This window comes from Enterovibrio makurazakiensis (assembly GCF_050336585.1).
GTDB lineage: Bacteria > Pseudomonadota > Gammaproteobacteria > Enterobacterales > Vibrionaceae > Enterovibrio > Enterovibrio gelatinilyticus.
Window position 1 is genome coordinate 65,358 of the sequence record NZ_JAKJSE010000021.1, and the last position, 22,276, is coordinate 87,633.

At 46.8% G+C, this 22,276-nt stretch carries 21 protein-coding genes; 6 read left to right on the plus strand and 15 right to left on the minus strand.

What is annotated here, in order from left to right:
* Positions 1-24: 24 nt before the first annotated feature.
* Positions 25-417, minus strand: a complete 393-nt coding sequence (locus L4D06_RS16520; RefSeq protein ID WP_274165106.1) for a (deoxy)nucleoside triphosphate pyrophosphohydrolase — start codon at positions 415-417, stop codon at positions 25-27.
* A complete protein-coding gene (locus L4D06_RS16525) occupies positions 414-1,055 on the minus strand; it encodes a YecA family protein (protein WP_429740458.1) in 642 nt (213 codons plus the stop codon). Before L4D06_RS16525 ends, L4D06_RS16520 begins: the two co-directional genes overlap by 4 nt.
* Positions 1,056-1,268: 213 nt before the next feature.
* Here L4D06_RS16525 and L4D06_RS16530 point away from each other — a divergent pair, with 213 nt between their 5' ends.
* Positions 1,269-1,946, plus strand: coding sequence for a Rossmann-fold NAD(P)-binding domain-containing protein (locus L4D06_RS16530; RefSeq protein ID WP_429740459.1), 678 nt, complete (start codon positions 1,269-1,271; stop codon positions 1,944-1,946).
* An 84-nt stretch (positions 1,947-2,030) separates the two neighbouring features.
* Here L4D06_RS16530 and L4D06_RS16535 read toward each other — a convergent pair whose 3' ends face one another.
* The 5 genes from L4D06_RS16535 to L4D06_RS16555 form a co-directional block, all read right to left on the minus strand.
* Complete coding sequence (locus L4D06_RS16535; RefSeq protein WP_429740460.1) at positions 2,031-2,756, minus strand: hypothetical protein; 726 nt, start codon at positions 2,754-2,756, stop codon at positions 2,031-2,033.
* Positions 2,753-3,103 carry a hypothetical protein gene (locus L4D06_RS16540; RefSeq protein WP_429740461.1) on the minus strand — a complete coding sequence of 117 codons (351 nt, stop codon included), beginning with the start codon at positions 3,101-3,103 and terminating at the stop codon, positions 2,753-2,755. The genes L4D06_RS16535 and L4D06_RS16540 overlap by 4 nt, the downstream gene beginning before the upstream one ends.
* Positions 3,104-3,543: 440 nt before the next feature.
* Positions 3,544-4,530, minus strand: a complete 987-nt coding sequence (gene dusC / locus L4D06_RS16545) for a tRNA dihydrouridine(16) synthase DusC (protein WP_429740462.1) — start codon at positions 4,528-4,530, stop codon at positions 3,544-3,546.
* A gap of 287 nt (positions 4,531-4,817) precedes the next feature.
* Positions 4,818-5,660, minus strand: coding sequence for a nucleotidyl transferase AbiEii/AbiGii toxin family protein (locus L4D06_RS16550; RefSeq protein WP_429740463.1), 843 nt, complete (start codon positions 5,658-5,660; stop codon positions 4,818-4,820).
* Positions 5,641-6,672, minus strand: coding sequence for a type IV toxin-antitoxin system AbiEi family antitoxin (locus L4D06_RS16555; RefSeq protein WP_429740464.1), 1,032 nt, complete (start codon positions 6,670-6,672; stop codon positions 5,641-5,643). The genes L4D06_RS16550 and L4D06_RS16555 overlap by 20 nt, the downstream gene beginning before the upstream one ends.
* A 300-nt stretch (positions 6,673-6,972) precedes the next feature.
* Between L4D06_RS16555 and L4D06_RS16560 the strand changes: the two genes are divergently transcribed.
* Entirely contained in the window at positions 6,973-7,722 is a 750-nt protein-coding gene (locus L4D06_RS16560) for a phage integrase (RefSeq protein ID WP_429740465.1), read from the plus strand.
* A gap of 251 nt (positions 7,723-7,973) precedes the next feature.
* Positions 7,974-8,855: a hypothetical protein gene (locus L4D06_RS16565; protein ID WP_429740466.1), complete on the plus strand. Its 882-nt coding sequence runs from the start codon at positions 7,974-7,976 to the stop codon at positions 8,853-8,855.
* A gap of 165 nt (positions 8,856-9,020) precedes the next feature.
* Here the strand turns inward: L4D06_RS16565 and L4D06_RS16570 are convergent, their stop codons facing one another.
* Positions 9,021-9,461 (minus strand): YcgN family cysteine cluster protein, encoded by a 441-nt coding sequence (locus L4D06_RS16570; protein ID WP_429740467.1) that lies wholly within the window; start codon positions 9,459-9,461, stop codon positions 9,021-9,023.
* Between the two features lie 220 nt (positions 9,462-9,681).
* Between L4D06_RS16570 and L4D06_RS16575 the strand changes: the two genes are divergently transcribed.
* Positions 9,682-9,930 carry a YkgJ family cysteine cluster protein gene (locus L4D06_RS16575; RefSeq protein WP_274165151.1) on the plus strand — a complete coding sequence of 83 codons (249 nt, stop codon included), beginning with the start codon at positions 9,682-9,684 and terminating at the stop codon, positions 9,928-9,930.
* On the opposite strand, the gene L4D06_RS16580 is transcribed toward L4D06_RS16575, so the two are convergent.
* Positions 9,927-10,514, minus strand: a complete 588-nt coding sequence (locus L4D06_RS16580; protein WP_274165092.1) for a sugar O-acetyltransferase — start codon at positions 10,512-10,514, stop codon at positions 9,927-9,929. The two genes, L4D06_RS16575 and L4D06_RS16580, sit on opposite strands and share 4 nt — an antisense overlap.
* Positions 10,515-10,577: 63 nt before the next feature.
* Here L4D06_RS16580 and L4D06_RS16585 point away from each other — a divergent pair, with 63 nt between their 5' ends.
* Positions 10,578-12,026: a hypothetical protein gene (locus L4D06_RS16585; RefSeq protein WP_429740468.1), complete on the plus strand. Its 1,449-nt coding sequence runs from the start codon at positions 10,578-10,580 to the stop codon at positions 12,024-12,026.
* A 128-nt stretch (positions 12,027-12,154) separates the two neighbouring features.
* Here L4D06_RS16585 and L4D06_RS16590 read toward each other — a convergent pair whose 3' ends face one another.
* From L4D06_RS16590 to L4D06_RS16615, 6 genes are all read right to left on the minus strand, one after another.
* On the minus strand, positions 12,155-12,613 hold the full coding sequence (locus L4D06_RS16590; protein ID WP_429740469.1) for an FKBP-type peptidyl-prolyl cis-trans isomerase: 459 nt from the start codon (positions 12,611-12,613) through the stop codon (positions 12,155-12,157).
* A gap of 207 nt (positions 12,614-12,820) precedes the next feature.
* Positions 12,821-13,558 (minus strand): 3'-5' exonuclease, encoded by a 738-nt coding sequence (locus L4D06_RS16595; RefSeq protein WP_429740470.1) that lies wholly within the window; start codon positions 13,556-13,558, stop codon positions 12,821-12,823.
* Between the two features lie 8 nt (positions 13,559-13,566).
* Complete coding sequence (locus L4D06_RS16600; RefSeq protein WP_274165088.1) at positions 13,567-15,450, minus strand: DUF294 nucleotidyltransferase-like domain-containing protein; 1,884 nt, start codon at positions 15,448-15,450, stop codon at positions 13,567-13,569.
* A gap of 129 nt (positions 15,451-15,579) precedes the next feature.
* Entirely contained in the window at positions 15,580-17,187 is a 1,608-nt protein-coding gene (locus L4D06_RS16605; RefSeq protein ID WP_420791223.1) for a BCCT family transporter, read from the minus strand.
* 561 nt (positions 17,188-17,748) lie between these two features.
* The gene (locus L4D06_RS16610) at positions 17,749-19,383 is read right to left on the minus strand and encodes a BCCT family transporter (protein WP_274165086.1); all 1,635 of its coding nucleotides are present in this window, start codon (positions 19,381-19,383) and stop codon (positions 17,749-17,751) included.
* Positions 19,384-19,681: 298 nt separating this feature from the next.
* A complete protein-coding gene (locus L4D06_RS16615; protein ID WP_274165085.1) occupies positions 19,682-20,989 on the minus strand; it encodes a dicarboxylate/amino acid:cation symporter in 1,308 nt (435 codons plus the stop codon).
* 385 nt (positions 20,990-21,374) lie between these two features.
* Here L4D06_RS16615 and L4D06_RS16620 point away from each other — a divergent pair, with 385 nt between their 5' ends.
* On the plus strand, positions 21,375-22,256 hold the full coding sequence (locus L4D06_RS16620) for a LysR family transcriptional regulator (protein WP_429740471.1): 882 nt from the start codon (positions 21,375-21,377) through the stop codon (positions 22,254-22,256).
* Positions 22,257-22,276: the final 20 nt, after the last annotated feature.

Sequence of the window (22,276 nt, forward strand, 5' to 3'; positions counted from 1 at the left end):
GCTGTCTGCTATCTACAACTGCATTCAAATCCGCTGCAAATAACTAACAAGCGGTAGGTCAGCACCACTAAACGAATAACGGTCTAGTTCTGCGGGCGAAACCCATGCCATGGCTTGATGGCAATGCAAGGTAAACTCTCCAGCCACAGCCAGACAACGATAACTACGCAGTAAAATGGACTTAGTGGGATAGTGATGTAGCGTTTCAACTAAGAACTCACCAACCTCCACATTTATCGCTAACTCTTCCACCAGCTCACGCACCAAGGCTTCTTGATCCGTTTCACCCGCTTCGACTTTACCTCCTGGAAATTCCCAGAGACCCGCTTCGCCTTCAACACCGTGGCGCTGGGTAATTAACACACGCTCACCGTCGGTGATGACACCAGCAACCACAAGAACCGGAGCGGTTATCATTTACCGCAACACTTCTTGAATTTCTTCCCGCTACCGCAAGGACAAGGGTCATTTCGTCCGACTGATTTATAAGGGTTAACTGCACGAGCACCAGAACCTTGCTGTACTTCATCTGCGGCAAGAGCGACTTCGTTAATCATCAATGCCAATTGCTGATAGTATTTTTCTGGTGACGGCAACGACGCTAAGCCCGCCTCTTCCATTTGCGCCAGAGTGCCCTGTTCATCGTGAAGAAACAGCATGGTAGTCATCAGTGCTGACAACATGCGACGGCTGCCATCAGAGACAGTCACTTCCTGCCAAGCAGCTTCAATATGAGGCCAAACGGCAAGGAAACCTTCAGCAAAGGCTTGATGACCCTCGTGGCGAGCTGCATCGAGTGAAAGTAATTGCGGCAACACATATTCATGCTTCATCAGCGCCACATATTGCTGCTCAAAGCGCAGCATAATGGATTGCTTTTGCTCCGTCGTCAGAGGTTCGATGTTGTCTTCATCTACACCACCAGTCAACAAAATAGGCTGCCACAAAGCGGGATCAAGCGGTGCGGGTGAAAGGTTCGCAGCAAGCAGTGCACCTTCAATAAAAGTCGCAGGCATGCCTTCCCAGTTTTCTGACAGTTCAACCAAAGTTGTCATTACGGTTCTCGAAAATTAAAGTTGTCGATATTATACCGATTATCGCTAGATATACCCGAGCTACCCCAGTCTGCCCCTACTATTTCCACAAATTTAGCGCTGATTTTAACGTGCAATAGTTCGCGTTTTACCAAATATTCGCGCTAACATCTTGAATCTTTTTGCACAAACCGTGGTAGCCTTAGCGGCGACAGAAAACGAAAGGAAATTCTCTTGCCATCGTCTCGAAGTGTCATTCTTGCCGGAGCCACAGGCTTGGTGGGTGACGAGTTATTACATCAATTGCTGGGCGACCCAAATGTGACGCATATTCACATTGTCACGCGTCGTCCTATTGCTGTTGTATCTGAGAAAATCATTGTTCATCAGAGCCCAGACTTGTCTGTGACACACTGGCAACCCCAATGGCCTGTGCCTTTACAAGGCTACATTGCTCTTGGCACCACAAAACAACAAGCTGGATCCAAGCAAGCATTGGAAGCCGTTGATTATCAATTGGTCGTGAAAGTGGCACGCATGATGGCGGTAATGGGCGTTAAACACCTCGCTGTGGTATCTAGTCTATTTAGCCACCCTTGGTCACCGTCTCACTACCTAAGATGTAAAGGGAGAATGGAGCGCACCATCTCTGACATGGGCTTTAAACGGTTATTGATTGCGCGCCCAGGCCCTCTGCTTGGAGAGCGAGACACGCCAAGAAAAGACGAACAGATGCTTCAACGATTTATGCCAGCCCTCTCACCGTTTCTGGCTGGTCCTCTGGCTGATTTGGAGCCCGTTGAAGCCGTACGCGTTGCACGAGGCATGATCACAGCATTATTATCAGAAGAAAGCTGGTCAGCTCGAATCGATAGACGTGTTCTCTCGGGTCGAGTTCTTAATCAGTATTGAGTAATACTTCACTGAATCGTTGACATCAGTACAGCTAAATCAAACCGCCTGCTGCTTAGCAGGCAACTTTTGATGTACTAATTATCATCCCGAGATACCAATCAAATAGATGAAGTGACGTTTCTGTTCAGTTTGGTCATTACTATCAATGCTCACCAAACCATTGAATCCGATAGTTTGCTCTTTCATAAAGTCCCAGACAGCTTGTCCCGGTTGTAATGAATCCAAATCACCACTGACCCGTAACTCGCAAGTTTTAGATTTGCAATCTATACCATCGAGATTTACACCACCTTTATTGACATATAAACCAAAGAAGTCGTGAATTTTCTGCTGTGTTTCAAATTGCCACTCCGGTGCTGTATTTTCACTTCGAAACTCAATGTGCTTTTGATTAAACCTCTCAAATAAAGCATTGGTTTCAGTTGATAACAAGAGTGCATCGTAGGCATCATCTCTTTCAGAACCTTGCTTTGGTAAATGGAGATCATTAGTCACTAGAGAAGGTTCTAAGTCAACCGTTTGCCAGACTTCATTCGTGCCCTCTTCAACAAAACCCCCATCACTATTCCCAACTCGAATGTTATTAATAGTGTGAGCTTTTTCATTAAGCGGCTTATCAACCTCTTGAATTTTGGTGTCTTTTGACACTTCGATACTAGATGCTTTCTCACTAACGGGAAAATTTCGCACAATTACATTAGCTACTTCATCGGTTTCGATGTCGCCACTGAGTACTTGATAGGTAATTAGCGCACCTGATGTTGCGCCGATAAAAAATCCCACAACAGCAAAATGGAGCGGCTTCATCTTTGCGAATCTCCGATGCTATTTCTCTTGGCAACTTCATTGAAATATATTGGATAAACAAGATGATCAACTGGGTTCATCATTCGTGGGCACATTGGGGCACCTGCACCTTGAGAAGAGTTATCAATTTTCCCAAACCAACATTGTGGGGTACAAACGGTCGTGCAGTTCCCATCCTTGTCACAAAAAGTCGTACAAACCATTGTACATCCCGTTTTAACAATGGAGCTAGTGTCTTCAACGGTAGTAACCCCGATATCTACACTTATTCCTCCCTCATCCAAACAAGTAGCTGCTAAAGCAGCTATTGGAAAAAATAAGAGGATGATAGCAACAAAGTATTTCATGATTAAATATATCCATATCAAAAATGTTCCCGAACTTTAGTGTCGAAAAGAGTGATATCCAAAGTGATAGATTAAAAAGTCGAGGAGAATAGAGGATTTCTGATGAATGGATACACGACATACTGGAATTTGCGATTAGTTTTGGTATTTATTGATTCACCAAGCAAAAGTCTTGAAGCTTAATCATCTGGCGCTGCACAGAGTCGTCATCAGCAGCCACTGTCGCGGCGATGACCATGTAGCCAATTTAGTTTACGTCGATAGCTGACAATCACCGAAATACCCTACGGCGCGGGGAGCACCCATACAACGCGTTTACATTCTCTTTCGTTATGATGAACGAATAGTTCATCATAACGTCTGAGTCACACCAAGCTGGAAACACATAGCACATTGAAGAATTGATTATATTTTTCGAAGCATTTTACAAAAAGCATCAATTAAGCTGACACAACTTCTTCAGGATGGAGCGCAACCTGCCTTTCAACATCATACAGTGCTTTAGTGATGATATTCAAAATCTGCTGCTTGTCTTTCAATTGGCGAATTTCAGTAAACAGAACATTCGATTGAGGATACTGCACTTGCAAGTATCTGAACCATTGCTTCACACGGTTCGCGTAGTACAAGCCCTTATCGCCACGAATTTCAAATTCAGAGTAACGCACCAACAGCGCCAACACAGCGTGCCATGACATCATGGCTTCGCCGCGTTTTATATGAGCGCCGAGATTGGGCACATTCAACGCGCCACGGCACACCATTAAGGTGTCGCAGCCAGTCATAGCCTGACAGCGCAGTGCATCTTCTTGGTTCCAAATATCGCCGTTCGCTGTTACCGGAATACGCAAGCGCTGGGTGATATCACCGATCAAATCCCAACGTACTGTACCCGGCTTGTAAGCATCCGCTTTGCTGCGACCATGCACCACAATTTCGTCTGCACCCGCTAATTGCACTGCATCAACAATCTCACGATACGACGAGCAATCATCAAACCCTAAACGCACTTTGGCACTGACCACATTGCCAGCGGGAACGGCATTGCGTACCGCTTTCACTACTTGGAACAACAGCTCAGGTTCTTTGAGCAGCGCAGCGCCGCCTTTGCTTCCATTCACCGTTTTAGACGGGCAACCGAAATTGATATCGACCCCCGCAGAACCAAGCTCAATCACTTGGGCTGCATTCTCCGCCATGTATTGTGGAGATTGACCAAGCAATTGTACGCGAACAGGTGTCCCAGAAGCGGTTTTACCCCCCGCTTCGAGTTCCGGGCACATACGGTGATAAACACGCGGTGGAAGCAGCGCATCAACAATGCGCACAAATTCGGTAACACACAGATCGTATCCGTTAATTTCGGTCAGCATTTGACGCATCAATGCATCAAGCACACCTTCCATCGGACCAAGAACGAGCTTCACGCTTATTGGCCTCGGTTCGGATGATTCAGAATGTGGCAATCTAAAGCATGCATGGAAATATTTAATATTATCATTGAGTTATCTTAACAACTTGAATTTAATGGCGACAAAGTGGCGACGACCGATGAGTCTGGGCTCTCTTTCTACTCTAAGTTAGTGGGAATTGGTACTGAAATTTAGATTGGCTTATACCGTCGGTAACATGCACTAAAAGAAATTCGGTGACGCTGACGGCATTAAGGACAACCGTTATCGGCTATTTCACATAATCATTATATGTGGATCGTTTAAAATTGCTCCGACAGGCTTTGTAAATATGCTTCTGTATCTTCAATGTGACGAGTTGCGCTCACCATCTCCCGTGCCAGCCTTTCCATTAATTGAGGCTGTTCGAACAACTCGGCTTTGAGGTATGCCACTGTCTCTGGTGAGGCAATCGCTTTCGCATCGTGCCCAAGCTTTGCCGCAGAAGCTTTATCACCATCGAAATCATATTTATCCATCCACTCATCCGCCCATAGCAACTCCTCGACCTGAGGAATTTTTTTATAGTTCTCGATAAGATAGAGCAAGTCTACAGCATCCTTTTTCCTTTTCTGGACGTCACGATCTCGCCAAGAAATGAGCTTAAGAAGGGTAATACCTGCGGGTGAGCAAACAGGAACAACAAGCTCTGGATCATCCCTGACTTTAACTTGCATCGCATTCTCACACGCTTCAGTAAAGCCCAACACACTCATTTCAATATCGCCTCTTGGCGGCCAAGCGATGGCATTTTCTACGGCCACCCCCCCAAAAGGAACGACGTCGATTTCCCAAGGCAATTTATCACTGCAGATACGCGAAAATCTGTGCTCGATACTCCGATCACGTTCAAACCCAGAGCTTTGTAGCCTTTCAGCCAGTTGATGAAATTGCCCCCAGCTTTTAACACATATTCCAAAGTCTACATCACGGGTACCTCGTGTGATCTTCGCACCAAACCCAAATGCAAGCACCAGATCACGGGCCATAGCCCCCACAACTACATATTCAATATCGAGTTCTTTTGTCAGTCGGTCAACATCACTATATATATCGACATGCCCATCATTTAGTTTTCCAGTGATATCAATTAAGCCATTTTTCATACAACCTCTCTGCCACTTCTGCATTCCGAGCATCATTTGATGCTAAAAGCTCGGCATACACGATGAGCGGGTGAACCAAGTGACTTTTCTTTCCACGAAGCACATCGATAAATGTAAATGGGGTCACATGCTCTATCGCAGTTAGCGGATATTCACCGGGCTTGACCCTTCTCAATCTGAGAGATTTTTGTATGTCTTTGAAAGTTTGATTGTCTGCATACACCCTCGCGCTGCGTGAGTTGAGGTAGTGGGTGTATTTATCTGCAGCGAACTCTCCGCCAATCAAAGCATCATCAGCCAAAGACATGAATCGTGAGTCCCAGTCCTCATACTCTGTGGTAAAGCGTTCTTCAGTTTGGTTCCGATTGATCAAACGAGTATAATTCTTGGTCCATGCTTTGATCAAACCTCTACGATCCACGATTCCCTTGTAGTGCATGTCAATATACCCATTTGCCTCAAGGTCTTTTAGTACTGGACCAACTACCCCAAGGGATACTCCCGCCCGCTCAGACAAGTCGCGATAGGTCAAATCAAATGGAGCTGAGGCGGTCAACAGTACAAACACCACCTGCAAACCTTTATTGTTAAAAGCTCTTCCGAACGGGTTGCTAGCTTTGGTGCTAGACGCTGACTTATTTTTGTTACCGCGCACATAAATATAAAAAGGTTTTTGCTTGAGGTAGGCATTGCCGTTTTTATCTAGAAACTGAATATTATTTTGCTTGAGCGATTCTGCAAATGATGGATTTATGTAGTCTGAAACCAAAACGTATTTGTCCTCACCAAAAGCGTGACGGGTACTCATAAATAGTGGAATGGAGTGTCCCGTTGCTTTCGGGACATGATGCAGACGAAGCGTTGGATAGCCATTACGCGCCAGCTCAGCACATGTTTCGCGATCACAATGGATGTAATTGAATTTTTTATACGGTAAATCAAACTCCTCTTGCATGAGTTTGAGATAGGCCTCTACGTCAAATACATTCTTTGATTGCACTTCTGCGTACATCTGGACTCCACGAGTTCACTCATTCAATTCGTGGCTTAAATTTAGCATCTGACCATGCATTGTTCAATTTTTTGTCATGTTCATTTTTTTTGTACACTTCTATTATTTGTACAGGATATATGCTGCCTGTCCATCCGTTCATTTTTATCGTTTGTTCATTATTTTTGTACAGCGGATTTTTTTGTACACAAAGGATAAGAATGTGGGCTGCCCACTTCCCCTATGCCAAGACAGTCTAAACTGGCGTTTTCTGCCACAGATAATGCAGGAGAGCACCACGAAAGAGGTGAACGATAAACCATGGCTTTGGGCTTAGGCGATCCGCTTTACCATAAGCTCACCCCTGCCATGTATACCGACTTTCGCGCAAAGCGATTAGCCGGTGACATTGAAGACCAGCAAGGAAAATGTTCTGCCGTTAGCTTTCGGACTTGCAACAATGAGCAGGATTTAATGAATGCTGTGATTGTTGAGTTGCAGCGCATGGGTGAATGGAAATCGGAGAACCCGTTGAAGTCTGTGCGTCAGTTCCGATTGCATGAAGATGAAATGGAGTTTCTGACTACAGATGAAATTCGCCAGCTCATTGCGGCGGCTGAAGCTCATACAACGCACCCAGATTTAATGAAGGTTGTTAAGCTCTGCCTTTCAACAGGCGCTCGCTTTGGTGAGGTGGCAAAACTCACAAGTGCGCAGATAAGCAAAAACAAAGTGATATTCACGAAGACGAAAGGCAAAAAGACCAGAGCAGTGCCAATCAGCGAATCACTGTACAATGAGATCGCCCCAGAGAAAGCAGGCCCACTGTTCAGCATTGGTTATTCTACGGTATATCGTTTTATTTCCCGCACCTTCCCCCGTTTAAACGGTCAAGCCGCTCACGTTCTGCGCCACACGTTCGCCAGCCACTTTATGTTGAACGGCGGAAACATCATCGTGCTTCAGCGAATTCTAGGGCATAGCGACATCAAACAAACCATGCGTTACACGCACTTTGCCCCTGAACACCTTGATGAAGCCTTGACGAAGAATCCGCTGTCGAATTTGTAAGATGTTGGACATTGGTTCATAAGGCATCTTGTGAATGGTAGGCATGGTAAAACAAATTGAGTTAGTCCTTTTAGGAACAAAGCGTGTTAGATCAACAGGACTAAACGTTAAATTTGGTCAAAACCTAGTTAGAGCCTGCCTAGCCATTCGATGGCTAGACATCACATTTCTAGCAAAACCTTTAAATATCAATATTCTAGTTAGAGTTATAGAATTAGACTCTTTCACATCTTGATTGGGAGAGCTCGTCAATGCATCACTCCAATTTATGGACTCAGCTTCAAAAGGATGGCTACGATTTAGTTTGCGAATGCATGGATAGGAGTGTTCGCGGCTTTAAGGCGATTAAAGATCGCATCGAGTCTCCAAAACTGCTCTTTAGAACATTCATAACGATCGCTACCTCAATCTTTGCAATTGCTCTAATCTGCACATACATCGTGATGATGACTATTAAGCCTTGGCTTGATGGGGGCGGTAATTGGTCTTATGTTCAAGGGGTCTGGTCTCACTGGCAAACACTAAACGCTGCAATGATAGCCTTCGCTGCCAGCTTAGTGGCCGTCTATGCAGCAAAATACCAAGATAAACAAAAACGTGAGAGTCAGTTGTTAGCTGCCCGAGCAATGTTGCCTCAAGCTTTGTCAGACTTGACTCAAAACGCGAAAGAGCTTGCGCAGTTCTACAAAGGAACCTATGAATTTTGGCAAGCAGACCCACCGAGGCAAAGTAAAAAGCCTGCTCCACCAAAGCTAAACATTGATAGTGCAACTGTCATATTCTCAAATTGCATGCAGCATGCAAATATTGAAGTAGTAGAGGCAATGGCCGATGTCCTAAGCATGAACCAGTACATATCGGCTAGAGCACAAAGTGAGTACTCAGACATATCACTGATTCGTAAGTCAGTGTGGCGCATGAATATGGAATCCCAACTATGTGAGCTCGGTGAAATGCAAGCCAAGATAAATAGGATGTTTGACTATGGGAGAAAGTTGCAAAGCGAGCTTAAGATTACAGAACTCGCTGAAAAAGAAATTATTCAGGGCATGTTGAACATAGACATTCCTGACTATAGATACCCAAATGCATACAAACATTTAGCTAGAACATTTGGCCGCTCTTTGGAATAAGGCTTCAAATCACACTGATTAAGGTGTGCTTTACCTTACAATAACGTCGCCACTCCATCGCCATATAGTGGCGACAAAGTGGCGGCAGATTTTAAGAATATGACGGATTATTGGGTTTTATTGGCAATGCGCCATTATCTAACCGACTGAAAACCCTTTATAACCTTACTTTCGGCTTGGATGGTTCAGAATATGGTCTTCCCAATCGAGCACATCGATTTCATACACGACTTTCTCGCGAACAGATTCATCGGCGGCATGCATCGCATCTTTCGAACCCGTGATTAACGGGTGCCAAGCTGGCAGCGGTTTGTCTTCTGCTAACAAGCGGTATGCGCAGGTGTCTGGCAGCCAGTAGAATTCTTCAATTTTGTCGCGAGATAGCTTTAAGCAGTCTTCGTCATAGCTGAAACGATTGGCGTAGTCTTTACATGAACACGTTTTATCGTCCAGCAGACTGCATGCGATGTTGGTGTAATAAAGCTGCTCGGTATCTTCATCAATCAACTTATGAAGACAGCACTTCCCACAGCCGTCGCACAGCGATTCCCACTCTGCATCCGTCATATCAGTCAGTGTTTTTTGTTCCCAGAAAGGTGTCGTCATGTTCGTTTATACCGTTGATGTTGAGATAACGCTAAGAGGCGCCCGTTATACCACCCAGCTCAAAAAGTTCAAGGACTATCCCTCCTTCCCCTCATTGACCCGTACCCTGGTGCCGAATATCAGCAAGTTATAAACGCATTTTGCGAAAAGCGTGATGGAGTGATAATGTGCGCGCCTTATTGTCATTGAGTGTTGGGCGCGTTAGATGAAAGAGCAAGAAATGAGTTGCCGTTTAGGCTGCGGGGCATGTTGTATTGCGCCAAGCATTTCATCCGCCATTCCTGGAATGCCAAACGGCAAACCCGCCGGTGAGCGCTGCATTCAGCTCAATGATGACAATTTATGCAAAATATTCGGTCAGCCAGATCGCCCAGCAGTATGCAGCCAATTCAAAGCCGACCGAGATATTTGTGGTGGTAGCAATCAGTTCGCGATTGATGTGTTAACTGAGCTAGAAATGCTCACTTAACGAGAGTGGCGCTCTACCACCTCTTCTTCCGTTAGTTCACGAATAACACGCGCAGGGTTACCCACTGCAACACTGTTATCAGGTACATCTTTCGTCACCACACTCCCTGCACCAATCACGCAGTTCTTGCCTATCGTGACACCTGGCAACACGATCACGCTGCCGCCTAGCCAAACATTATCGCCAATTGTGATTGGCAAACCATACTCTTCCAAATCGAACGCCCGACGCCCAACATCCAAAGGATGGGTTGCCGTGAGTAACTGTACGTTATTTGCCATCATCACGCGGTTACCGATGCGAACCGGAGCAACATCTAAGATCGTACAGTTGAAGTTCATAAACACATTCTCACCAAACTCGGTATGAATGCCATAGTCACAAAAGAAAGGGGGCTCGATATACACGCTCTCTGGTGCATTCGGCAGCAAATCTCGCTTTGCAGTTTTCCATTCGTCACTGTCAGGAAGGCTTTGATTAAATCGACGCATGGCTTCTCGGCAGCGTATTTTATCTGCTACTAACTCAGGATCACTGGCAATATAAAGCTCGCCACTTAGCATTTTTTGCTTTTCTGTTTTCATTTTTTCCGCTTATTTGCGCACACTCCACAATAGACAGAGAACATAACCCAAACCGGAGATACCATGCTGAGATCTTGGTTCGCCTTCTTACTCTTTTTTACCGGATTAGCTGGCTGCACATCTTCGCCACCACCCAAGTCTTCTGATGGCGTCTCAGCTCAATGCGAACAGTCACTTGCTGCCTTCTACCAAACCGTAGAAGACACGCGAAGTTACGCCTTGCCTTATTACTTCGACGCGCGCTTCCCGCATCTGGCTTTTGATCGCATCAGCGCCTCTCTGACCGATTCGCTCAATGACGAGGCTTCACGTCTCGAATGGCTTGGTTATGTTTCAATGCTCGGTCAGCAGCAACTTGCCACCGTGTTGGCGTTAACACCCCATGTCGGAAATACAAAACGGATGGCACTGACCCAATGCCAACACACGCTGATGGAAGACAGTGCGAATGATCATGGCTTCTGGAAAGCCATTGAGAAGAATGCCCCTACGCCGCCCACCGCGTATCAACACTGGAAACGCGTGTTGGGCGCGTATCCGATTGCTAGCGTGATCGCCGAATCACGAATCAAGCAAGAACAAGCCCACATTCAACGTTATTTTGGCAGAGCTCTTGCCCATCCATTTCATTACAGTGAAACGCGTTCGACATTGTCACAAGAACAGATTGAGAAAATGATGAAACAGGCTCGTCAGTCATCCAAGCTTACGTGGCCGATGTTAGATGAATCACAGGCACGTCAGTTGCTCAATCACTACTCGCCCATGGTGACCGTTGAAACCTTGTCACAAGATGATTTGGTTGGTGCGTTGGCGTTCGATAATCATGGGAAGCCCATCATCAACACAAAGCTTCCGCGAATTTATCGCTCAGTTTCCTACACACGGTTTGATGAAGAGATACTGCCACAGCTCAACTATGTGCTGTGGTTTCCAGCCAGAACCGCAAAAGGCTCGTTTGACCCCTACGCGGGCGACTTTGACGCCATCAACCTTCGCCTGACTTTAGATACCAATGGCGCCCCCCTTATCTTTGATTCCATTCACCAGTGCGGGTGTTTCCACATGGTGTATGCACTGAACCCAACACTGCGTTTTACGACCAGCGATAATGAGCGCCCTATTGAGAATCACTTACCGCTCCCCACTGAAAATGCTCGCCTAGCCGTATCGTTAACTAGCGGAGATCATATGATTAGCCAAGTGAGTTTTACCGATAACATGCCCGCTACGACTGCGCTAAGCGCAATTGCACTAGAGACGAGAAACTTGGCTTCATTGATAACATTAGAAACCCCAAAAGATGAAGTAATGAGTCCCTTCGACCGTCACGGGATCATCGATGAGAGCGCACGCGGTGAGCGCTGGTTTTTATGGCCGTTTGGTGTTCGTTCGCCTGGTGCCATGAGGCAACAAGGCATGCACGCAATCGCGTTTATCGGAGAACGTCATTTCGATGATGCTTATCTTTTTGATGAATTGTTAGAGCGCATCGAGGTCGGAGCCGAATAGCCCTAAGCGAGAAGCGAGAAGCGAGAAGCGAGAAGCGAGAAGCGAGAAAAGTGTTCTTCCAATAACAAAAAAGCAAGCCATCACGGCTTGCTTTTCTCCCACCCGAACGGGTGAATCAACCATCGTGCTTAATGCACGTGGCCGTGTTCAATTTCTTCTTGAGTCGCGTCACGCACTTCACGTACCACGCCTTCAAAATGCAACACCAAGCCCGCAAGTGGGTGGTTACCATCGATAGTCACTTGGTCACCATCAATGTCTGCGATAGTGACTTGGATGTCACCTTGAGGGCCTTGAGCATTAAAGACCATACCGACTTCGATTTCTTCAACGCCTTGAAACACGCTTTTCTCGACGGTTTGAATCATCGCTTCGTTACGTGGGCCGTAAGCATCATCAGGTTGAACGACAGCGCTGAACTCATCGCCTTCCGCTTTACCCGTTAACGCATTTTCCAAGCCGGGAATAATATTGCCCGTGCCGTGCAAATATGCGAGCGGCTCTTTCCCTTCTGAAGAATCAATCACTTGGCCTGATTCGTCTTTTACCGTGTAATCGATTTTTACGACTTTGTTATCTTCAATCATCTTGCCATCCTTTGTCGGCAACGAATATATGCATCTGAAACTCTGACAGATACCGACTCCCTTTAGGCGGGACACTTTGACTCTAACACAGTGATAAAGGCACTAGGGTATCAGGCCGAAATCAATGAGGTTGGATTGAAAAAAACGTGAACTTCGGCAAATCCAAATAGGGAAATGTGCAACATTCCCCTACTGTTTTGCCTTTGCTTATCGCCAAAGTGTTTTCAAAGGATCATCAGGACTGAATCGATGTGCCACTTGTGCTTGTAGGAGTTCAGCCGTGGCGAGCGCATCCACCAACGCATTGTGTCCTTGATAAAACGGCAGGTTGTAACGACGACGACTGTCCGCCAAACGGATCGATGTCAGCGGTCTGCCAAACAGACGCGACCACAATTTGTGCCTTGGTTTACGATGAAACCACGATTCAATTTCCAGTGTATCAATCACTGGAAACAGTAACCCCTCACCCAATCGTTGCTTAATCGCTGAATCAATGAACTCTCGTTCAATACGACGATAATGTACCACGACGATCTTACCTTCCAATGCCGCCAATACTTCTTCAAGAATACGGCGTAAATCAGGGGCGTCACAGATGTCCGAGTGGGTAATACCATGAAACACAACAGAATCTTCATTCAAGGCTTTACGAGGCTTCACTATCCAGTGTTTGGCCTTACGGCAATGAATACGTGACAGAGTAAAAGGCACAAGCCCCACGCTGATGATCTCGCTTGTCTTTGGGTCGAGCCCCGTCGTCTCAAGATCTAGTGCAACAAATTCCACGTCCGAAAGCGGCATGTCTCCATTGGTGTTGGTCACGTCGTAAAAACGCTTCAACAAAGGCACTTTGGCCTTTTGTTTTAATCTACCAATCAACGTTGCCCAATCAGGGCCAACCGTCGCATGAGACGCTTTTTTAGGAGGTTCAAGATATAGCATGTTGCCTCCTAGTTACTGCGGTTTGGCTGATAGCGATATTTCAAAAACTTCTGCGCATTACTCAATATTTCAAAGGCATCTTTCAGGTTTCGGCGTTCGAATTCAGACAAATTATCCGGTTCGATATTGTTGTCTGGTTCAATATCAGATTCAACATCCAGCGCCTGATGACGAATACGCACCGTCGAAATAAACTCCATCGCATCACGCAGATCTTCACCTCTACCCTTAGGCAAAATCCCCGCTTCAATGATGTCATCAAGACGTTCAAATGAGTTCTGAGAACGTGAGTCAACCGCCAGAGCATGCACGCGAATGAGATCCGCCAGCGGCGCTGTGCCGCGACGCTTCAAATTCATCGAATTCTTGTGGCGACCGTCCTGCTCCATGACAAAATTTTTGAAGAAACCCAACGGCGGCGTACGGTTCAGCGCATTTCGCGCCATACAGGCCAAGAAGCGATTATTACGGCGAGCACGACGTCCAATGAATGCTTTGAGTGTTTCCGCCCAATTGGTCGCACCATATACCCCATCAAGATCGAAGAAAATACTGCTGTTAAGCAATGATTTCGGATTAGGGTGATCAATCCAATCAGCAAAACACGCTTCCCATTCCGTACGTGTTTTACGCCACTCAGGGTTCGTCGCCATGATGTTACCGGTACAATAGCTGTAACCACAGCGGGCTAAGCCATCACTCACAAACTTCGCCAAATTAGCAAAATATTCGTCATGCTCTTTCGGGTCGTACTTGTCATCCAAGATCATGGCATTGTCTTGGTCGGTCACGATCAACTGCTCATCACGCGCCATAGAGCCCAACGCCAAGAAGCAATACGCAACAGGCGGTGGGCCAAACTCTTCCTCGCCTAACTCAAGTAAACGCTGCTTAAAGCTGCGCCCAATCACCGCCATTGCAGAGCCAATCATGTGGGAGTTGGCATCTTCAGATACCATACGCGAGAAACACGCAGGTACGCCTTTAGCAATGACTTCGAGATCATCAACAGATTGCTGACGGTAGATACTACTCACAATAACAAGGCTGCTTTGCGATTCGTAGCGCACGATATCCGACAGCGCAATGACCCCCACCGGCTTCTGATGGCGAAGGATCGGCAAATGATGAAGATTGTTTCTTAACATGGTCAGCATCGCCTCGAACACATATGCATTGTGGTCGAGAGTGATCAATTGCGGGGTCAGTATCTCAGAGACCGGCGTTTCATAAGGCAAACCCAGAGCAATAACACGGGAACGTAAATCGCGGTCAGTAATGATCCCTACGGTTCTCGTGGTTTCTTGATTATCTTCATCCACCTCAGTGGTCATCACCAGTAGCGAAGACACACCTTCTTCGGTCATGATCTGAGCGGCTTGCTGAATGGTCGCTTCACGCTCTACGGTGACAGGGTCGCGAATGATTAGCGAGCTCACTTTAGAGGTGGTGAGATCATTACTATCGTTATGACTTTCAACCGCTTGACGCAAACGCGTCGTATCTTCCGTTTCCATGAAATCAGAAAATACTTCGAAGCGTTCAAAAAGATCGTCAAACACCGTATCAGGAATGAAATACACCAAGCTGTCTTCAATCGCTTTGGCGGCATATCGAACCCGACGGTTCATCAGCAACCCCCACTGCCCGAAGATCCCGCCTTCAGACAAACGGTTAAATAGCTCACCGTTTCGACGGTATATTTCTAATACCCCACTTCGTACCACACACAAGTCATTGATGGGCACGCCGTATTCATACAAGGGTGTTTCTGCACGGAAATAGGAGATTTCGACGTGTTTAGCAACGTCGTCGACTACCTCTTCAGGCAACGCATCAAAAGGGGGGTGTTGCTTGAGAAACGCTGCGATTTCGATTTGTTCCGCTTCCATTAATTCTCAATCTCTTGAGAGCCATACTTGGCTCATTCTTAACCAGACGAAACAGGGCAGACTTGTTCCCAAGCAACCCTTGAGGTTGCACGGGAACAAGCCTGCCCCATTACTTACACCTGATTGCGCTTAACCGCGGGGTTCAGACATCAATCCCTTGATTAGTGACACACAGGCAACTAACAAAACAATGGTGAACGGGAAGCCCGTTGATACCGCCATCGCCTGCAAGGCAACCAAACCACCACCGAGCAGAAGTACAATGGCAACTAGGCCTTCAAACGTACACCAGAACACGCGCTGAGGCATCGGCGCGTCAACTTTACCGCCCGCTGAAATGGTATCAATCACTAGCGAGCCTGAATCTGACGATGTGACAAAGAACACAACCACCAGAATAATACCAATAAACGATGTCACCTGAGCCAACGGCAGTGCATCTAACATGGTGAACAACTGAAGCGGCAATGCCGATTCCGTGACCGCCATGTAGCCGTCGTTAACCACTTGGCTTATCGCCGTCCCGCCAAATGCCGTCATCCAAAGGACACACGCCGCCGATGGGATCAGCAATACACAAATGATGAATTCACGTACCGTACGACCACGCGAAACACGCGCAATAAACATGCCGACAAATGGTGACCATGAAATCCACCACGCCCAATAGAACGCGGTCCAACCTTGGGAGAAGTTGGCATCTTCTCGACCAAACGGCATCGAAAGCGCTGGGAGGTGCTCAATGTATGAGGCCATGTTACCGAAGAAACCGGTCACAATCGCAAGGGTTGGCCCCATAATGATCACGAACAACAGCAATGCCATCGCCAACATCATGTTGATTTCAGACAAACGCTTAACGCCCGCATCCAGACCTGCTGCCACCGAGATAAGCGCCAGACCAGTGATGAGTGTGACCAAAATGATTTCTGTGGTCGTCCCCAACGGAATACCGAACAGATAATTCAGACCCGCAGCCGCTTGAGAAGCGCCGAAACCCAGCGACGTTGCCAAACCAAACAAAGTGGCGACAACAGCCAAAATATCAATAATGTGGCCAGTCCAACCCCATACACGCTCACCGAAAAGAGGGTAAAACACAGAACGCATGGTGAGTGGTAAGCCTTTGTTGAACGAGAACAGTGCTAAGCCTAATGCCAAAATAGCGTAGATCGCCCAAGGGTGAAGGCCCCAGTGATAGATAGTGGCAGCCATGGCCAAATCTGCAGCAGCGGCAGCATCGCCGGCCGCTGCACCTAATGGTGCCCAGTCAGTTCTCACACCGTTTTCAACAGATGTGCCACCGAATGAAGATGCATAGTGAGACAGCGGCTCTGATACGCCGTAGAACATCAAGCCAATGCCCATACCCGCAGCGAACAGCATGGAGAACCAACCTGGATAGCTGTAATCAGGTTTTGCTTCCGTACCGCCAAGACGCACTTTACCTAATGGGCTAACAATCAGAAACAGACAGACAACGACAAAAATATCGCCCGCAGTCAGAAAGAACCAATCAAGATTTGAGGTTAACCAACCACGAATGTCGCCAAACAATGGCGCAACGTCTTTTTGGAAAGCGAGTGTGACAAAGACAAACAGTGCGATAGCGAGACCTGAGATAAGGAATACGCGGTTATGAATGTCTAGCCCGAGCGGGCCAATTTTTAGTGCTATGTTGTCTTGACCCACCTGATAGTCGGTGTCGATGGGGCTCACCTTACCGTCAGGCTTCATTAACTCTTCATGACTTTTATCGCTCACAGTAAACTCCTTTGTCCGTTTTGCGAGTTATTCAGTCAATGATGTTGAATATGCTTGGAAGACAATTCCAACATGACATCTGTCGACATCAGGCATATTAAACGCTCACTGGCAGACCAAACACTTTAACATATCCTTAGTGTTCAATGCTTAAGTGACGAGCTTCTTAATAACAAATATCTCGTAACTTGGCGTATTCACAGTTAATACTGGCGGTAAACACGCAGTGAAGAGGAATTTCACCCCACTAGCAAGCATAGAACCCTAAACAATGAGTACGGGTGTCTAACCAATGATATTTTTATCTACTCGTCACCCAGTCAAGTTATGCAAATGCGTCTCTGACGATCGTAATTCAGTCAATGTGTCACTTTGAAGCCAAAACAAACCCACTCACTGTCAGTGCCATTGGGTAGTGTGTGAAGCGTTGTTGCGATACCTGAATCATCTGAGAAATTACAGGTCAGATCATTTAGGTATCGATACAAAAAATCCGGACGCTAGCGTCCGGATTTTTTTGATGTTACGAACGGGCTACGAACGAGGCTCTGACATCAGGCCCTTCACTAGCGAGAAAGCACAAAGAAGCAGAACAATACCGAATGGTAGACCTGTCGACACCACCATTGCTTGTAGCGCACCAAGACCACCACCCAGCAACAGAGAAATAGCCACCAAGCCAACGAACGTACACCAGAAGATACGCTGTGGAACTGGAGAGTCCACTTTACCACCCGCAGAAATGGTATCGATAACGAGCGATCCTGAATCCGAAGATGTCACAAAGAACACCACGACAAGAATAATACCAATCAGCGACGTCACGCTTGCTAGCGGCAGTCCATCCAACATGGCGAATAGCTGCAATGGCAATTCAGCATCAACAACCGCACGGTAGCCGTCTTGGACTTGCTCAATGGCAGTTGTACCGAACGCAGTCATCCACATCACACAAACTGATGTCGGGATGATCAACACACAGACAATAAATTCACGCACAGTACGTCCACGAGAAACGCGGGCAATGAACATGCCGACAAACGGAGACCAAGACATCCACCATGCCCAGTAGAAAGCGGTCCAGCCCTGAGAGTAGTTGGCATCTTCACGACCAAACGGCATAGACAGTGCAGGCAGGTTTTCAAAATACGCGCCCATGTTCGACACTAGGCTACTAAAGATGGAAAGCGTTGGACCTACTGCGATAACAAACACCATCAGCAAGGTTGCCATCAGCATGTTGAACTCAGAGAGACGCTTCACGCCCGCATCAAGTCCCGCTACCACTGAACTCAGTGCCAGGCCTGTAATACCAATGATCAACACAATCTGCGTTGGTGTGCCGTTAGGAATACCAAATAGATAGTTAAGACCCGCTGCCGCTTGTGACGCACCAAAGCCCAATGACGTCGCCAAACCAAACAAGGTCGCAACCACCGCGGTGATATCGATAATGTGACCCGGCCAGCCCCAAATACGCTCACCAAAAACAGGGTAAAACACTGAACGCATGGTCAGTGGCAAACCTTTGTTGAATGAGAACAGAGCCAAAGACAGCGCTAACAAGGCATAGATTGCCCAAGGGTGAAGACCCCAGTGGTAAATCGTTGCTGCCATACCTAGGTCTTTTGCTGCGTCAGCATTACCCAGTGCACCACCCAGTGGCGCCCAGTCGGTACGCAAACCATTCGCAGCTTCAACAACCCCGCCCATTGACGCAGAGTAGTGAGACAGAGGTTCAGACACACCATAGAACATCAAGCCAATACCCATGCCTGCTGCAAACAGCATAGAAAACCAACCTACATAGGTGTAATCAGGTTTTGCTTTCGTACCGCCAAGACGCACTTTACCAAGTGGACTGACAACCAGGAGGAGACACAGAATAACGAACACGTTACCTGCACCAATGAAGAACCAATCCATTTGTGAGGTTAAGGTGTTTCTCATCTCACTAAAAACTGGACCGACCGACTGTCGAAATAGAAGAGTGACAGCGACGAAAAGCGCTATCATTGAACCTGAAATAACAAATACGCGGTTGTGAATATCCAAACCAAAAGGTCCAATCTTCACGGCAATGTTATCTTGACCGATTTGATAATCCGTATCAATCGGGGTTACAGCACCGTCCGGTGACATCAATTCATCGTGGCTCTTATCACTCACAACGACAACTCCATTTAAAAATATAAACAACAAAGCACCAAAAATTGTGCTTCAAAATAACCACAAAATATCCACCGGAATAACCAGCGAGTAAAGTGAAAAAATATGATGGTGACAATCAGAATTGTTTCTTTACCGCACCAATAAGCGCTTTAAAAACAATAACTAGAAAACCATTTGAAACAATGTGCGTCTCGAACAACCCAGCGCACACTTACAAATCTTGGTAATAGGAGAGAATGATAAACGCCACCCATTGATGACGCTTATCGAGGTTAACTTACCGAATGACTGTCGATTACTGTACTGAAGGCTTAAAAACAATTTTCTCGTCTTCTTCGCCCGCTTTCATATCGTTGTAACGGTTCAGATCCAGAGCACCTTCACTCTTCGCCACAATACACGTCACCGCACAGTCACCGGTAATATTCACCGCGGTACGGATCATATCCAGCAAGCGGTCTACACCCATGATCAATGCGATACCTTCTAATGGAAGGCCAACTTGGTTCAATACCATCGCCAACATAACCAAACCCACGCCCGGCACGCCTGCCGTGCCGATTGAGGCCAACGTCGCCGTTAGAATCACAGTCATGTAATCCATCAAGGTCAAATCAACGTTAAATGCCTGCGCGATAAACACAGTGGCAACACCTTGCATCATCGCTGTACCATCCATATTGATGGTCGCACCCAACGGAATGGTGAACGAGGCAATTTTGTTGTCTGCGCCCATACGACGTGTCGCCGTTTCCATCGATACAGGGATTGTCGCGTTTGAAGAAGCCGTCGAGAACGCAAACATGATCGCGTCTTCCATTTTCTTCAAGAAAGTGATTGGGTTAAGGCCAGCAAACACTTTCAGCAGCGTGGTGTAAGTGACTAGGGCGTGCAAAATCAGTGCACCCGCGAGAACAAAGAAGTACTCCGCCAGGCTCAGAATTGCCGAAAGACCCAGCGAGGTGAACAACTTCGCCATCAAACAGAACACACCGTAAGGCGCAAGGTTCATCAGCAGCGCAACCAGCTTGAGGATCACCTCATTCATGTCACGGAAGAAAGCGGCGACACGCTCTCCCGGCTTACCCGATGCACTGATCGCAATGCCAAATAGCACGGCAAAGATAATGATTTGCAGCGTATTGCCTTCAGCCATAGAGCTAATTGGGTTAGTTGGGAACATGCCCACAATCACTTCACCCAAGGTTGGCGCTTCCGCCGCTTTAAAGCTTGATGCAGCCGTTAAGTCCGCGCCTTTACCTGGCCCAAACAAGAGTGCGAGGCTCATCGCGAGCGTGATCGCAAGCGCAGTGGTGCCCAAATAGAATGTAAGGGTCTTACCGCCTAAACGCCCCAAGGTTGCAATGTCCTTTAGCGCACTGGTACCGCAGACCAAAGAGACAAACACCAATGGCACTACCAGCATCTTTAAGCTGGCAACAAAGATTTGTCCGCCGACGTCAAACAGGCCATTAACAATGTATTCGTTAACGAACCCTTCGTCCGCAAAAAGAAAGCGAATCGCAAATCCCGTCGCGATACCCATGACCATACCCACCAACACGCGAGTCGTCAGGGACATCTTGTTTTTTTCTGCATTCATCGTCGAATACTCCATTTCATGTTTTACGTGCCTGTCACATACAAGGCGCAGAGAGATTAACAGCGGTTCTACAATTGGAGATACATCACGAATGCGAGACAAATCACCAAATGTGTTGCACATCACACATTTCGATGTGACCGGTAACATTTAACACTCAAACCAAAAACAAATAAGACATCATTACGTCTGTTTTTTGTACAGCAAGCATTTGATGTAACGAAAGAAATTAAAAGAAAATAACGACTTTTAATTCAACTTCGAGAGGTTTTTAACCGCCAAAACTGTGTCATCTCTTCGCCAATCTCCTTCAAAACCGATGAAAATTGACCGCGGAAATTTATCCATTATCATTAAATAAATAAGCAAAATTTATAAAGAAACCATGCTGAATCCAAAATGGCTAATCACATTCGAAACCTTGGTTAAAACCCAAAGTTTCACTAAAACCGCTGAGTGCCTGTTTATGACACAGCCAGGCGTTAGCCAACACATCAAAAAGTTGGAGAATGCGCTCGGTGAAGCACTGATTTTCAGAGAGGGTAAGCAGTTTGAATTAAGCCAAGCTGGCACGCTGCTTAACGAGTACATCGCCTCGCAAAAACAGCTTAAAGAGGCATTTCTCGCGCAACTGAAAGAAGACAATCCCAATCAAGGTCCCATTCGCATTGCCTGCTCTGGTGCCATGGCAATGAAAATCTATCCGCTGTTACTTGCTCATCAGCAACAACACCCAGAATTATCCGTTCACATTGAAGCCGCACCAGCGTCTCGCATTCATGCCCAACTCATGGAGAACGTGATCGACATAGGTATTAGTACGCAACCTATTAACCACCCCTCTATCGAAGAAACACTAATAGGTAAAGAATCGCTGTGCTTGGTGGTGCCGTCAGTCAGTCAGGTCGACCCGCAGGACTATCACACACTATCCCAACTCGGATTTATCCAACACCCTGACGCCAACCAGTACGCCGATTTGGTTCTGTCGAAGAACTACCCTAAACACTACCGAGGTTTAGAGGGTTTTCAAGATAGCGGCTATGTAAATCAACTAGCGCAAATCTTATTGCCCGTTTCGCAAGGACTTGGTTTTACCGTCTTACCGGAAAGTGTGGTTGATAGCTTCGCGGAAAGAGACAAGCTACGTTGCCTCTCCTTACGCCACCCTGTGTATCAGCAGGTTTATCTCGCGCAGAAGCGCTATCGTCAATTGCCTCAACGCTACCAGACAGTCATTGAAATCATCCAGATCGCACTGAAATAAAAAACGCCACACCCCTAGGG